Here is a 14,672-nt window from a genome sequence, read left to right as displayed (position 1 = left end):
GAGCGGCTCCTCAGACTTGCTGGGGGAGCACCACCGGGATCGTCGCGAGCAGCCCACCGTCGACCCGGTACTCCGCGCCGGTGATGAACGACGCCCGGTCACTGGCGAGGAACGCCACCAGCTCGGCGACCTCGGCGGGGCGAGCGACTCGCCCCAGCGGGTGGCTCTGTCCCCACTCCGCGATCACCTCGTCGACGGTGCGCTCGCCCCGGTGCAGCTCCGCCGACCAGCGCAACATGGGGGTGTCGACCGAGCCCGGGCAGACGGCGTTGACCCGGATCCCGTCCTTGGCGTGGTCGACCGCCATCGCCTTCGTGAGCGCGAGAATGCCACCCTTGGACGCCGCGTAGGCCACCACCCGGTCTTGAGTGGCGTACGCCTGGACGGAGGCGATGTTGACGATCGCGCCACCTCCGCGCGCCCGGAGGTGCGGCACGGTGTACTTCGAGGTGAGGTACATCGCCTTGAGGTTGACGGCGAGCACCTCGTCCCACAGCTCCTCCGGGGTCTCCTCGACGGTCCCGTAGCGTTGAATACCGGCGGAGTTGACCAGGACGTCGACGCCGCCGTGCTTCGTGACCGCCGCGTCGACGAAGGCGCGGACGTCGGCGGACCTCGTGACGTCGGCGACGATCCCGGTGACCGCGCCGCCGACCTCAGCCTCGGTGGTGCGCACCTGCTCGGGCACGTTTCCGCAGAACACCACGGCCGCGCCGCCGGCGGCGAGCCGCTCGACGACCGCCCGCCCGATGCCCGAGGCGCCGCCCGCGACGAGCGCGACCTTGCCGTCGAAGTCACCCATGGGCTCTCCTCCCACCGCTTGAGCTCTCGCTCGTGGACGCATCGAACCGTAAGGGTTGCGCGGACCGGCGCACACGCCGGGCCGGCGACCGGCCCGGCACCCCCCGGGGACGACGCGTGTCGAGCGTGGCGCCTACGAGTCGCTGATGAAGTACTGCTCGGGGTTGGTGGGCGCGGGCGTCGGATACAGGAACGACTGCGGAACCTGCTTCGGCACGTTGTGGAAGTTGTTCTTGACGATCCCGTACGACGGCGGCATCAGGATCGTCCCGATGTGGAAGAAGAAGTCCTTCGCGATCCGGAGCAGCTCCCGAAGCAGCGCGTCGCGCTGCTCCTCGTCCATCGTCTGGCGGACCTGGTCGTAGAGCTCCATCTGCCGCCGCACCGGCGGCGGTGGCTCCTCTCCCTCCTTGCCTCGGGTCTGGTACCACCGCATCCAGGTCGGTGCGTAGTTGGTGGACTCGTTCGCCGACGGGAAGTACCAGTCCGTGCGCATGAGCGGCTCGATCCAGCCGCCGCCCTCGGCCTGCCAGACCGCGGCGTCGTGCTGGCCACCGTCGGTGCGCTGGTCGAACAGGGACCGGTCCTCGTTCTTGACGTGCGCGTCGATGCCCACCCTGCGCCAGTGGGTCGCGACCAGCTGCGCGGTGTCCGGCCACTCCGCGCGGAACGCGGTGGGGACCTCGATGGAGAACGTGATGCGCTTCCCGTCCGGACCGAGCCGGAAGCCGTCCCCATCGCGCTCGACGTAGCCCGCTCGGTCGAGGTACTCGTTGGCCAGGTCTGGGTCGTATTCGGTGTACTGCTTGGCCATCTCCTCGTCGTAGTAGGGCGAGCTGTCTCGCGGAGCCACCTGGTACGGCTCACCCTGACGCTGGTAGACGGCGTCGATGATCTCCTCGCGGTCGATCGCGTGCGACAACCCGATGCGGAAGTCCTTGTTCTGGAAGATCTCACGCTTCACCGGGTCGGGATGGTTGAGGTTGAGCGCGATGACGCACGCGTTGGAGTCGGAGGGGATCTCGTCGAAGAACCGGTACCCGCCTCTCTCCCGCCCGCGAGCGAGCACGGGCTTGTTCTGCAGCGTGTTGATCGTGCGGTCCTGCATGTCGATCTCGCCGTTGGAGGCGGCGAGGACCATGACCTGTGGGTCGGCGATCACCCGGTAGACGAGCCGGTCGATATAGGGAAGCTGGTTTCCCTCGGTATCCACCTTGAAGTAGTAGGGGTTCCTCTCGAAGATGAGCCGGTCGCCCTCGCCGAATACCCGCCTGGGAATCCACGCGTGCAGCCGAGGGAGGTCCTTGTTCATCCAGAGATCCGTCTTGGCGAGAAACAGCTCGACCCAGGTCTCGTGGCCCTCCTGCTTGGCGAGCTTGTCGGCGTCGGGGTTGTACTTTTGGTGGAACTGCCGCAGATAGTGCTGCGGCATGATCACGATGTGGTTGGCGTACGGCGTGGCCTGGCTTTGGATGAAGAGGCTGTTCGGGCGAGGGAAGGTGAACCGCACCGAGTGGTCGTCCAGCTTCTCGATGTCGCCAGGCTCGCCGGCGACCAAGTACAGCGACGGCGGCACCGGGAACAGGTCGGTGTTGAGCAGCACGTCGTTGTAGGCGAAGACCAGGTCGTCGGCGGTGAAGGGCTCGCCGTCCGACCACCGCATTCCCGGGCGCAGCTGGACGACATAGCTGCGTCCGCCGTCGTGCACCGTGATCTCGCGGGCGACATTGGGGATGACCGTGGTGAAGTCCGGGTCCCAGCGCATGAGGTTCTCGTACCCGACCGTGCGTCCGAGCCAGGCGCCGTCGGAAGGACCCAGGATCCCACTGGTCCACTGCCCGCCGTACACGCCGATTCGCTCGACGGGCTTGACGACGACTGGTTCGTCGGGGAGGCGCTCCTCCAGTGGAGGCAACGTGCCCTTGCGCACCTGCTCCGCGAGCATCGGTGCCTCTTTCCCCTGACCGCCGCGTTCGCCTCCTGAGCGGCGTGAGGGTTCCTCGCGTCGAGCCGGATCAGTCGACAGGAGCTGGCAGCCGGTGAGGGAGGCGGTGAGCAGCAAGCTTGTTCCGCCGACCCGCAGAAGATCTCGTCTGGTCAATGGACCAGGGCGCGACACCAATGGGTTCATGGCGCCTCATCTCTTCCGGCGTCCCGCTAGCCGGAAATCCGGTCGAATCGGTTCGCATGAACGGTGCCCGGAGTCTAGAAGCACTTTTCGGCGTGCAACAAGATCACCGCGCCAGAACGGACGATTTCGGCCCGGGCGATTTCGGCGCCTGGGGATGGTCCGCGAGCCCCGCGAAAGTGAGTCGTCCAGACGTCAGATCCGCACGTGCTCGGGGATGACGCCCAGGCCGACGACGCGGCTGAGGACAGGACGGACGACGGGAAGGACGGCGCCGGGAATCTGGAAACGCGTCGAGTCGGCGTTGAGAGCTCGCTGGAGGCCCACGCGTTGCACCACGCGTTGGAACCACTGAGTGATCACGGTGGGGACGCGGCGGCGACGTGCGATCGCGGCGAGGACGGCGTCCGACACGGCCGTACCGGTCTCCTGGTGACGCCGGAGGGGATCGGCGAGCCGGTTGGCGGCCGCTACCGCGTCGTGGATGGCGAGGTTGATGCCCAAGCCGCCCACAGGGGACATGGCGTGCGCCGCGTCTCCGATGAACAGCAGGCCGGGCTGATGCCAGCGGCGTAGCCGGTTCATCCGCACCCGCAGGACACGCGTGTCGTCGGCGAGGCTGGTGATCTCGTCGGCGCGGTCTGAGAGGAAGGGCACGGTGCGGGTGAGTCGCTCGCGGAGGGCGGCGACACCGGCGGATCGCACGTCCTCGTATCCGCCCTTCCGGATCACGTACGCGACCTGCCAGTACGTCGGACGTGGAATCAGCACCACCGCCTGCCCCGGGGACAACCACGCGGTGAGCTCGGCGCGCGGGTCGTCGGGGCGTCGGGACAGCCGGAACCACAGGACGTCCATGGGCACACCGAACTCGCGCGGCCGCGCCCCGACCGCCCGCCGGATCGTGGAGTCCCGGCCGTCCGCGGCGACCGTGAGCGCCGCACGTACCTCGTGCTCACCGCTCGGATCGCGCACGCGGACACCCGCGACGCGATCGGCGTCCCAGAGCACGTCGTAGGCCTCGGCGCGCATCCACAGGTGGAAGGTCGGATAGCGCGCGGCCTCCGTGGCGAGGAAGGTGAGGAAGTCCCACTGCGGGACCATCGCGACATAGGGGTGGCGCCCGGGAAGTTGACCGAAGTCGGCCACGAGGATGGCCTGATCGGCTTGGTGGAGAAGCGCTCTCGTGACCTTCTGGTGCGGAAGCCGCTCGAACCGCTCGCCCAACCCGATCTCGTCGAGGACCGTCATGGTGGAGGGGTGCACGGTGTCGCCGCGAAAGTCACGCAGGAAGTCGGCGTGCTTCTCCAGGACCACGACGTCCACAGCAGCCCGAGCGAGGAGGAGGCCGAGCATGATCCCCGCCGGACCGCCGCCGACGACGCAGGCCGTGGTGCTGGAGGGAAGTGGCGAACCCGCCATGACACCCCCCACCTGGGTCGTCTCGCCCGCTCGGATCCTCCGAAGAGGCAGACGAGGACCGCCCTCCCAGTGTGACACGCAGGCTCGTTCAGTGGTCCTCGTCGTCCCACGGGCGGAACCGTCGATCGGTGGTGTGGTCCCAGTCGAGCCCGCCTCTGGTGCTGCGAATGGCGCCGACCATCATCGAAATGATCATGACGCAGACGAACCCGGCGACGATGATCGCCACGACAATCTTCCAGCCCATTGAAATCTCCCGGTCGCCTCGTCATCCCTGCGGTGACCGTGTCAGACGGCGCCGGTCAGGCGTCCCCCTGACGGACCGTGAAGATCCCGACGTCGGCGGACGCGGAGAGCACCTCGTGGTTGTGTGGTCGGTTTCGTTGTCGACGTCTGGGAAGCCTTCGCGGGTAGGCGACCAAGAATGCCATTTATTTCCCAATTTCGCAGGGCGTTGGCGCAACTGCGCAGGTCACGCGATTGTGGATCATGATGTCGTCGAGCACGATCTGCCTCGCTCGACGCTGTGACGCGTCGTGATCACAACGTGCCGGCATGCCTTACGCGAGGGCGTCGAGATCCACCTCGTCGCGGGTGGGCGGGTCCGCGCCAGGACGCGTGCAGGTGAACGCCGCCACCCGACAACTGGCGGCGAGGAGCTCGGCGAGCAGGTCGTGGCGAAGCCGCTCTGCCCGCTCGTCGCGCAGCACCGCGAGAAGGTCGCGCCGGGCGAGGCCGGCCAGGAGGGCGGAGGTGAAGGCGTCACCCGCTCCCACGGTGTCGACGACCCGCACCGTGGGAGCGTCGACTCGTACCTCGGGGCCATCCGGCTGCCGAGCGACCGCGCCGTCGGCGCCGAGCGTGAGGACCACGAGCTGGGGACCCAGCGTGGTCCAGCGCCGGAGGACCTCGTCGAGCGGGGTGTCGGGGTAGAGCCAGGCGACGTCCTCCGCGCTCGCCTTGACCACGTGCGCGAGTCGAACCTGCCGCTCGACCCGCGCGCGCGTGGCCTCCTTGTCAGGACACAGGTGAGGTCGGATGTTGGGGTCGTAGCTGAGCGTGACGGCGCCTCGGGTGCGCTCGCGACGCAGGAACTCCTCGAGCACCGGCGCTCCTGGGGGCAGTGCCACCGCCAGCGAGCCGGCGTGGACCGCGGTGACCTCCGCTGGGAGGGGCGAGGGGAGCTCGTCCTGCGTCCACTGCCAGTCGGCGGTGCCCTCGACGTAGAACTCGTAGCGTGCCGACCCCTCGGCGTCCAGGAACGCGAACGCCAAGGTGGTCGGCTCGGCCGCGGACACCGCGTGGCGCAGCGAGACGCCGTTGCGGCGCAGGTGGTCTCGAAGCTGGCTACCGAAGGTGTCGGAGGACAGCCGGGCGAGCAAGGCACACGGAACGCCGAGGCGAGCCAGGCCGACGGCGACGTTGAGCGGGCTGCCGCCAGGAGTGGCGCGGTAGACCGTGCCGTCGCCGACGAGGTCGATGAGCGCCTCACCGATGACCGTGATCATGGTCGACGTCCCTCCTCTCGCGGGCGCTGGACGACCGGACGGTACCGGCCTGCGTCGTCGCGCGTCATCGCGGGCGGTGGCCGGAACCGTCGGTTCTCGTCTCGGCTGCCTGGCCAGTCGGTACGGAGCGTCTAGGGTGTCGGCGTGGCGGACGTCGAGCGTGTCCCGCGCCGGCTGCGACCGGCGCTCGTGGCGTCCGGGCTTCTCCTCCTCGTCATGGCCGCGGCGATGATGTCCGGACCGCGGGCGACGCGCCTGCCGCTCCCGGAGGTGAGCCGCCCGGGCCAGCCCGCTCCCGCTGAGCCCCTGCCCGCGGCGCCCACGTTCCCGACTCCCACCCCGCTCGGGCCGGCGGAGCTGGGACAGGCTCCGGCATGGCTGACCGCACTCGTCCTGGTGGTGGCCTGCGTCGTCGGGGCAGCACTCCTCGCGGGGCTGGTCATCCTGCTTCGCCTGTACGTTCGGCGGGCACGCGGGTGGCGCACGCCCGCTCAGGACGTGACGGTGGCGACCGGGGAAGCGCCATCGACGACGGCTGAGGAGGTCCGCGCCGCCGTCGCGGCCGGTCTGGCCGCTCTCGCCGACGACGCCGAGGACCCTCGACGCGCCGTCATCGGGTGCTGGCTGCGGTTGGAGACGGCCGCCGCCGCGGCCGGACATGAACGGCGCCCGGACGACACCCCCGCCGACCTCGTGGCGAGGCTGCTGACCAGTCAGCGGGTGAGCCCGCAGCCCCTCGACGAGCTCGCGCGCCTCTACCGGTACGCCCGCTTCGCGCCGGGGGACGTGGACGAGGAGATGCGTGTCCGGGCGCGCACGACCCTGACGCGGATCCAAGGTGAGCTTCTGCCGCGCGAGAAGGACGTGCCCGTCCGCACTGCGGGTGTGGTCGGTGGGTCTTCGGCGCTCGAGGCCGAGGGGACCCGGCGGGGACGCGAGCTCGAGCCCGGAGAAGACGCTCCGCCCGGGGACGACCCGCGGCGGACGGAAGACCCGGAGGGTTCGGTGCGGTGAGGTTGTCGACCCTCCGGCCGTTCGTCGGCCCGACGCTTAGGACCCTCGCCGTGGCCGCGGGCACCGCGGCTGTTCTCTCCCTCGTCGCGACCGGGCTGTTCCGATGGAGCGTGCCCTACCCGCTGATCCTGGCCCTCGTTCTCGCCGTCCTGCTCGGTGCCCGGATCGCGTCGGGGGTCCGCGCGCCGGCCCGACTGGCCTCACCCGTCCGGGAGGATGTCGAGGGACCCCGGTACGGCGTGCCGGACCGTCCCTTCGCCGATGTCCGACGCTGGGAGCAGCTGTTGGAGCTCGTCCACGGCGACGGGGAGTACTTCCGGCGATCCGTCCTCCCGGCGATCGGCGACCTCGTCGACGAGCGGCTGCGGACCGCCCACGGGATCACGCGGGCGAGCGATCCGGAGCGCGCCCGCGACATCCTCGGGCACCGGGTCTGGACATTCCTCGAGACTGGGGTTGTCCCGACCCGGGTGCGGGCGTCCCGCCGCGCCGGATCGGGCCAGCGGATCGGCGTGGGAGGGGACAGGCCGCCGTCCCCGGCGGAGCTGGCCGCGCTGGTCGGCGAGATCGAGCGACGGATAGGGCAGCGGCGACGTCACCTGGAGGAGGACGTGTGGAAACCTCGACCTTGAGCGTCCCAGAGGTCAGCCGACTGTGTCGTGAGGTGCTCGACGCCGTGGGGCAGGTGGTCGTCGGCAAGCGGGATGCTCTCGAGCTGGTCCTCGCCGGCGTGCTGGCCGGCGGGCACATCCTGCTGGAGGACTTGCCCGGGCTCGGCAAGACGTTGACCGCCCGGTCGTTCGCCCAGGCCCTCGGCGTCGAGTTCCGCCGGATCCAGTTCACTCCCGACCTGCTTCCCGCGGACGTGACCGGCTCCCTCCTGTACGACCAGCGCAGCCACGACTTCACGTTCCGCCCCGGTCCGGTCTTCACCAACCTGCTGCTGGCGGACGAGATCAACCGCACACCGCCGAAGACCCAAGCCGCCCTGCTGGAGGCCATGCAGGAACGACAAGTGTCGGTGGAGGGAACCACGTACCGTCTGCCGACGCCTTTCCACGTGCTGGCCACCGCCAACCCGATCGAGTACGAAGGCACCTATCCGCTTCCCGAGGCGCAGCTCGACCGGTTCCTGCTCCGGGTCTCGTTCGGCTACCCCGACTCCGACGAGGAGTTCGACGTCCTGCGTCGGAGGATGGCGCGGCGTCGCGAGGAAGCCGAGGTCCCGCGCGTCGTCGACGGTCCGACGCTGCTGCGTATGCAAGCGGCTGTGGAGGAGGTCGCGGTGGAGGACTCCGTCGGCCGCTACCTCGTCGCCGTGGTGCGGGCGACCCGTGCGGACGAGCGCGTGCTCGTCGGTGCGTCGCCGCGTGGGTCGGTGGCGCTCCTCATGCTGGCCCGGGCCAAAGCCGTCCTCGCCGGCCGCGACTACGTCCTCCCCGAGGACGTCAAGGAGCTCGCGGTGCCCGCCCTCGCCCACCGCCTCACCTTGCGCCCCGAGATGTGGTTGCAACGGGTGGAGCCGGAGCGCGTGGTCAGGGACGTGCTCGCGGCCGTCCCGACACCCGCGAGTGACGCCCTCCCGTCGTACTCCCGCTGACGCCGTGGCACCCGACTGGACTCCCACACCAGCCCTGCGCCGGGCTCTGATCGTCGTGCTCGTCCTGTGCGTCGGCGCGGTGGTCACGGGGCGAGTCGATCTCGCTGTGCTCGCCGCCCCGTTCGTCCTGGGCACGGCGACCGCCCTGGGGAGCCGACCGCGCGGGCGTCCGACGGTGACCCTCGTCGTCGAGCGGTCGCGACTCACCGAGGGGGAGCGCCTGACGGCGCATGTCGCGATCGACGCCATCGACCACGCGGCCCCGCTCGACCTCGTGGTGGTGCGCCGGGAGCCGGAGGCCTGGTGGGCAGGCCAGCAGCGCACGAGCGTCGCCACCAGCGTCCGCGGACGCGCCGAGCTCACCTTCGAGGGGGAGGCGCTGCGCTGGGGCCGCCACACGATCGCCCCCGTCCGTGCTCTCGCGTTCACGTGCGACGCGTTGCTGGAGGGCCAGCCCGTCGCCTCCGAGCCGGTGCCGGTCGCGGTCTTTCCGCGAAGCGAGCCGTTCGAGGCGGACGAGACGATGCCCACGGCCGCCGGTCTGGTCGGCGTGCACCGGTCGCGGCGGTACGGCGACGGAGGCGAGCTGGCGGGCATCCGACAGTTCGCACCCGGTGACCGGCTCCGCCGGATCGACTGGCGGGCGTCGCTGCGGACGCGGCAGCTGCACGTCGCCCAGACCTTCTCCGACCGCGACGCGGAGCTGGTGCTGATTCTCGACGTCCTCCACGAGGTCGCGCTGGACGGCCCGAGCTCGAGGCCGTGGAGCGGCGGCCACCGGGACGTCGGCCAGTCAGGCGGCTCGGCCAGCGTCACCGACACCACGGTGCGAGCCGCGGCTGGGATCACCCAGCACTACGCCGAACGCGGGGACCGGGTCCGATTGCTGGAGTACGGCGGGCGCAACCGGGCCTTGCGGGCGGGAACCGGCCGCCGGCACGTCCTCACCGTGTTGGAGTGGCTGCTCGCGGTGAGTCCCGGGGAGGGGCCGCACGACCCGTCCGACAACTTCCTCCGGCGCCACACCCTGCCGCACGCGGCGCTCATCGTCGTGCTCACCCCCCTGGTGGACCGACGCAGCGTCGCCCTGCTCGCTCGCCTGGCGCGCAGCGGGCGGTCCGTCGTGGCGGTGGACACCCTCCCCACCGGCGCCCGGCCGCCGCGCACGAGCGCGTGGTCGGACGCGGCCTTCGGGCTCTGGCGGCTCCAGCGGCAGAACACCGTGGCCCAGCTCCTCGCGCACGGTGTGCCGGTCGTGCGGTGGTCCGGCGCCGGCAGTCTCGACCTGGTGTTGCGGGACATCACCCGGATGGCGGCAGGTCGCCGATGAACGGGCCACAGTGAACGGACCACACCGAACGGGCCACGATGAACGGACCGGTGGAGCGGACGACGGCACCACGACAGGCGAGGGACGTCGAAAGGATGCCGGGAGGGTGATGAGCGCGAACGGCGAGCGTCGGCGCGTGGGGCGTCCCGTGCGCGCGGCCGCGACAGCCGTCGTGGCGCCGTTCGCTCGCCGCGTGGCGGGGGGTCGCGCGGCAGGGAATCTGGCGCCGACGCCGGCTCTTCTCCGCGTCGGGGTGTGGGCCACCGGGTGTGTGGCGTTGCTCCTCGCCGTGCCACCGAGCTGGGCCGGCCGGTCCACGACTCTCCTCGCGGTCGTGGTGGCGGCGGTCGTGCCGGCGGCCGCGCCGGGGAGCTGGACGGTCCTCGCGCTCGAGCTCGTGGCGGCCGGCGGCTGGCTGCTTCGGACGTGGGACGCGTCGGTCCCGTGGCCGCCGCTGCTCGGGTTGGCGGCTGCGCTCTACCTCCACCACGTCAGCGCCGCGTTCGCGGCGGCGCTCCCTGGCGACGCCAGGGTCGGCGCGGGAGCACTGCGCCGACCGATCGCGCGCGCGACCGGCGTCCTCACGGTGACCGGCGTCCTCGGAGCGCTCGCCCTCACGGTGCAGGAGCGGATCGACCGGGCCTCCACGGTCGCCGTCCCCGTCATCGGCATCGTGCTGGCGGTCGTGGTGGCCGGGTACCTGGCGCTGGTCTGGCGGCGGGACCCGCCATGAGAGGCGGCTCCGGACCAGAACCCGTACCCTGGCCACCATGCGGATCGGAGTTCTCGGGGCCACCGGCCAGGTGGGCAGTGTCATGCGCCAGCTGCTGGTCGAGCGCGCCTTCCCCGTTGACGAGATCAGGTTCTTCGCCTCGGCGCGGTCGGCGGGTCGAACGCTGCCGTGGCGGGACACCACGGTGGTCGTCGAGGACGCCGAGACCGCCGACTACTCCGGGCTCGACCTCGTGCTCAGCTCGGCCGGGGCGGACGCCTCTCGTCGCTTGGCGCCGCGGATCGCGGCGGCCGGTGCGGTGGTGATCGACAACTCCTCCGCGTGGCGGATGGATCCTGACGTCCCGCTCGTGGTGTCCGAGGTCAACCCACACGCCCTCGACGCCATCCCGAAGGGCATCGTCGCCAACCCCAACTGCACGACCATGGCCGCGATGCCGGTCCTCGCTCCGCTGCACCGCGAGGCGGGGCTGCGGCGCCTCGTGGTCAGCACCTACCAGGCGGTCTCGGGGGCGGGCGGCGCGGGCGTCCGGGAGCTGGAGGAGCAGGTCGCCAAGGCGGGCGCGGACGCGGCCGCGCTCACCTTCGACGGCGCCGCGGTGCAGTTCGGTGACCCCGCCGTCTTCGCCGCTCCGGTCGCGTACAACGTGGTGCCGCTCGCCGGTTCGATCCTCGCCGACGGCAGCGACGAGACCAGCGAGGAGCGCAAGCTGCGCGACGAGAGCCGCAAGATCCTCGAGATCCCCGACTTGGCCGTGTCGGGCACGTGCGTCCGCGTTCCCGTCTTCACCGGCCACTCGCTGTCGATCAACGTCGAGTTCGAGCGGGACCTCTCGCCGGCTCGCGCGCTCGAGCTGCTCGCCTCCGCGCCCGGGGTCGTGGTGACCGACGTTCCGACGCCCTTGCGCGCGGCCGGCACCGATCCGTCGTACGTGGGGCGGGTGCGCCGGGACCCCGGTGTCCCCCACGGTCTGGCGATGTTCGTGTCCAACGACAACCTGCGGAAGGGGGCCGCGCTCAACGCGGTCCAGATCGCGGAGCTCCTCGTCGCGCGACGCGGCTGAGCCGACCGCTCGTCCGGGTTCACGGGATCGGCTCCGAAGCCTCCCGATCTCGTGGAAGGCTGGAGCTCCGATCCGTGCCTTGGGCGCGAGGAGGCGAAGAAGCGGAGCCGATGGTCGAGCGGACGGAGTTTCCCGACGGCGCCCCGTGCTGGGTGGACACGGTGGTGCCCGACCTCGACGAAGCCCGGCGCTTCTACGGTGACCTGTTCGGCTGGACGTTCACCGACTTGGGCCCCGATCTCGGCCACTACACCTTGTGCCTGGCCAACGACATCCCGGTCGCGGGCCTGGCGCGACGACGGCCGGGTTCCACCGTCGAGCCTCGGTGGCACACCTACCTCGCCATTCGCAACCTGGACGCGGCCGCTCGACGGCTGGTCCAGCGCGGCGGGGAGCTGCTCGTCGGCCCGCGGGAGATCCTCGACGCGGGGCGGATGGCGCACGCCGTCGACCCCACCGGCGCCCAGTTCTGCCTCTGGCAGGGCGGAGTCCGACCCGGCTTCGGGCTGTGGCGGGAGCCCGGCGCGGTGGGGTGGAGTGAGCTCGTCACGCCGGACGGCCCGACCGCTGACGCCTTCTACCAGGCCGTCTTCGGCTACGACCACCAGGTGCAGATCGGCGGCGGCGACTTCGACTACAGCGTCTGGAAGGCCGGCGGCGACCAGGTCTGCGGTCGCTGGCAGACCGAGGAGCTGCCGCCGCAGTGGGTGACCTACTTCGCGGTTCCGGACACCGACGAGGCGGTCGGCAGGGCCGCCGCCATGTCGGGCCACGTGGAGCGCCAGCCGTGGGACACCCCGTACGGCCGGATGGCCTCACTTCTCGACCCGTGGGGAACGCCGTTCTCCGTCCTCGGCCCGGTCTCGCAGGCCTGAGAGCGACGCGGCGAGGCCTCCGGGCCGCGGTGGGTGTGACGTCGCGTCGTGGCGACCTTTGGCACCGGCCGGCCGCTGCGGTCGGCGGACGGTCGTCGTCCTGCGTCAGAATGGCGGCCATGAATGCCGCCGCAGGCCCCGGTGAGGGGTCGAAACCGGAGCCGCACCTGGACGGATCGGACGACCCGTACCTGTGGCTCGAAGAGGTCACCGATCCGACGGCGTTGGCGTGGGTGCGTGAGCGTAATGAGGAGACGTTCGCTCGGTTCACCACCGGCGCGCGCTTCCGCGAGCTTCGAGACGCCGCTCGCGACGTGCTCGACTCCGACGAGCGCATCCCCTATGTCCGTCGCCGGGGCGACTACCTCTACAACTTCTGGCAGGACGCGGAGCACCCCCGAGGCCTGTGGCGGCGCACCACGTTGGAGTCGTACCGCACGGACCAGCCGGAGTGGGAGGTACTCATCGACATCGACGCCCTCGCCAGCGCCGACGGCGAGAGCTGGGTGTGGAAGGGCGCGACGATGCTTCGCCCGAGCTACGCGCGCGCTCTGGTGCACCTGTCGCGGGGCGGCTCCGACGCGACCGTGATCCGCGAGTTCGACCTGACGACCCGGACCTTCGTCGAGGACGGCTTCAACCTGCCGGAGGCCAAGACCTACGTCAGCTGGATCGACATCGACCACCTCTACGTCGGCACCGACCTCGGTCCTGGTTCGCTGACCGCGTCCGGATACCCGCGCATCGCGAAGCGGTGGCGGCGTGGCACGCCGGTGTCGGAGGCGGAGACGGTCTTCGAGGGCAAGCCGGACGACGTGTCGGTGTACGCGGTGCACGACCCCACCGAGGGCTACGAACGCGACTTCGTCCGGCGAGCCATCGACTTCTTCACCGGCGAGCTGTATCTCCGTGTCGGTGACGAGCTGCGCCGGATCGGGGTCCCGCTCGACGCCTCCGCCGGCGTCCACCGGGAGTGGCTGATCGTCCGAACCCGCACACCGTGGACCGTCAACGGCGTCACCTACCCGGGCGGTGCCTTGCTCGCCGCCCGCTTCGACGACTTCCTCGCGGGGGACGTCGACCTCACCGTGCTGTTCGAGCCGGACCCGCGCACGTCGCTGAGCTACTACGCCTGGACCCGCAACCACCTCATCCTCAACACGCTCACCGATGTCAAGAGTCGACTCGAGGTGCTGACGCCACCCGGTGACGGCGCAGGGCCGGACTGGACGCGCGCCCGCATGCCGGACATGCCTGAGATCGGGCACGCCGACATCGTCAGCACCGACCCCGACCACAGCGACGAGGTCTTCGTCAACTCCAGCGGCTTCACCGAGCCGGCGACGCTCCGGTACGGCCACGTCGGCCGGCCCTTGCAGGTGCTCAAGCGGGCGCCGGCGTTTTTCGACGCCAGCGGACTGCGCGTGCGGCAGTTCTTCGCGACCTCCGACGATGGCACGCGTGTTCCGTACTTCGTGGTCGGGCCGGAGGTGAACAACGCCGGGCCGACTCTGCTCACCGGCTACGGCGGCTTCGAGCTGTCCCTGACCCCCAGCTACAGCGGGGTCATCGGACGTGCCTGGCTGGAACGCGGCGGCACGTACGTGGTCGCCAACATTCGCGGCGGTGGGGAGTACGGGCCCACGTGGCACCAGGCGGCGATGCGGGAGCACCGCCTGCGAGCGTACGAGGACTTCGCCGCTGTCGCGCGCGACCTGGTGCGCCAGGGCATCACGACGCCGAAGCGGCTGGGTATCCAGGGTGGCAGCAACGGTGGATTGCTCATGGGTGTCATGCTCACCCGCTATCCGGAGCTGTTCGGCGCGGTCGTGGCTCAGGTGCCGTTGCTCGACATGAAGCGCTACCACCGGCTGCTGGCGGGTGCGTCGTGGATGGCCGAGTACGGCGACCCCGACGATGAGAACGACTGGGCTTTCCTTCGCGAGTACTCGCCGTACCACAACGTGCGCCCCGGTCGGCCCTACCCGCCGGTGCTGTTCATCACCTCGACCCGCGACGACCGGGTGCATCCGGGCCACGCGCGCAAGATGGTGGCGAAGCTTCGTGACCTCGGCTACGACGTCGCGTACTACGAGAACATCGAGGGCGGCCACGGGTCCGCGGCCGACAACGAGCAGCTGGCGTTCAAGAACGCGCTCGCGATGGAGTTCCTCTGGCGTCGCCTCACGGACTGACCG

Annotated in this window: 13 protein-coding genes; 8 read left to right on the top strand and 5 right to left on the bottom strand. The window is 70.8% G+C overall.

From position 1 onward, the window contains the following. Positions 1–10: 10 nt before the first annotated feature. The 5 genes from DFJ64_RS06065 to DFJ64_RS06050 all read right to left on the bottom strand — a co-directional run bounded on the left by DFJ64_RS06065 (position 11) and on the right by DFJ64_RS06050 (position 5,859). Entirely contained in the window at positions 11–802 is a 792-nt protein-coding gene (locus DFJ64_RS06065) for an SDR family NAD(P)-dependent oxidoreductase (protein WP_115849559.1), read from the bottom strand. A gap of 132 nt (positions 803–934) precedes the next feature. Continuing rightward, positions 935–2,746, bottom strand: coding sequence for an ABC transporter substrate-binding protein (locus DFJ64_RS06060; RefSeq protein WP_170152514.1), 1,812 nt, complete (start codon positions 2,744–2,746; stop codon positions 935–937). 378 nt (positions 2,747–3,124) lie between these two features. Then, positions 3,125–4,351, bottom strand: coding sequence for an FAD-dependent oxidoreductase (locus DFJ64_RS06055; protein ID WP_115849557.1), 1,227 nt, complete (start codon positions 4,349–4,351; stop codon positions 3,125–3,127). 88 nt (positions 4,352–4,439) lie between these two features. After that, positions 4,440–4,598: a hypothetical protein gene (locus DFJ64_RS19385; RefSeq protein WP_170152513.1), complete on the bottom strand. Its 159-nt coding sequence runs from the start codon at positions 4,596–4,598 to the stop codon at positions 4,440–4,442. 313 nt (positions 4,599–4,911) lie between these two features. Continuing rightward, positions 4,912–5,859, bottom strand: coding sequence for a carbohydrate kinase family protein (locus DFJ64_RS06050; protein WP_115849556.1), 948 nt, complete (start codon positions 5,857–5,859; stop codon positions 4,912–4,914). Between the two features lie 144 nt (positions 5,860–6,003). On the opposite strand from DFJ64_RS06050, the gene DFJ64_RS06045 reads away from it, so the two are divergent. The 8 genes from DFJ64_RS06045 (at position 6,004) to DFJ64_RS06010 (ending at position 14,669) form a co-directional block, all read left to right on the top strand. Further along, positions 6,004–6,873 carry a DUF4129 domain-containing protein gene (locus tag DFJ64_RS06045; RefSeq protein WP_211310512.1) on the top strand — a complete coding sequence of 290 codons (870 nt, stop codon included), beginning with the start codon at positions 6,004–6,006 and terminating at the stop codon, positions 6,871–6,873. A gap of 50 nt (positions 6,874–6,923) precedes the next feature. Beyond that, positions 6,924–7,505 (top strand): hypothetical protein, encoded by a 582-nt coding sequence (locus DFJ64_RS06040; protein WP_115849555.1) that lies wholly within the window; start codon positions 6,924–6,926, stop codon positions 7,503–7,505. Further along, entirely contained in the window at positions 7,487–8,473 is a 987-nt protein-coding gene (locus DFJ64_RS06035; protein ID WP_115849554.1) for an AAA family ATPase, read from the top strand. The genes DFJ64_RS06040 and DFJ64_RS06035 overlap by 19 nt, the downstream gene beginning before the upstream one ends. Positions 8,474–8,477: 4 nt before the next feature. After that, positions 8,478–9,803, top strand: coding sequence for a DUF58 domain-containing protein (locus DFJ64_RS06030; protein WP_245940964.1), 1,326 nt, complete (start codon positions 8,478–8,480; stop codon positions 9,801–9,803). 109 nt (positions 9,804–9,912) lie between these two features. Then, positions 9,913–10,536 carry a hypothetical protein gene (locus DFJ64_RS06025; protein WP_115849552.1) on the top strand — a complete coding sequence of 208 codons (624 nt, stop codon included), beginning with the start codon at positions 9,913–9,915 and terminating at the stop codon, positions 10,534–10,536. Between the two features lie 37 nt (positions 10,537–10,573). Next, positions 10,574–11,599 (top strand): aspartate-semialdehyde dehydrogenase, encoded by a 1,026-nt coding sequence (locus tag DFJ64_RS06020; protein WP_115849551.1) that lies wholly within the window; start codon positions 10,574–10,576, stop codon positions 11,597–11,599. Between the two features lie 110 nt (positions 11,600–11,709). Next, positions 11,710–12,474, top strand: coding sequence for a VOC family protein (locus tag DFJ64_RS06015; RefSeq protein WP_115849550.1), 765 nt, complete (start codon positions 11,710–11,712; stop codon positions 12,472–12,474). A 119-nt stretch (positions 12,475–12,593) separates the two neighbouring features. Next, positions 12,594–14,669: a prolyl oligopeptidase family serine peptidase gene (locus tag DFJ64_RS06010; RefSeq protein WP_115851861.1), complete on the top strand. Its 2,076-nt coding sequence runs from the start codon at positions 12,594–12,596 to the stop codon at positions 14,667–14,669. Positions 14,670–14,672 lie beyond the last annotated feature (3 nt).

Origin of the sequence: Thermasporomyces composti (genome assembly GCF_003386795.1) — a bacterium.
GTDB lineage: Bacteria > Actinomycetota > Actinomycetes > Propionibacteriales > Actinopolymorphaceae > Thermasporomyces > Thermasporomyces composti.
The sequence above is the reverse complement of the archived record's forward strand: the minus strand, read 5'-3'. Positions and strand labels throughout refer to the sequence as shown.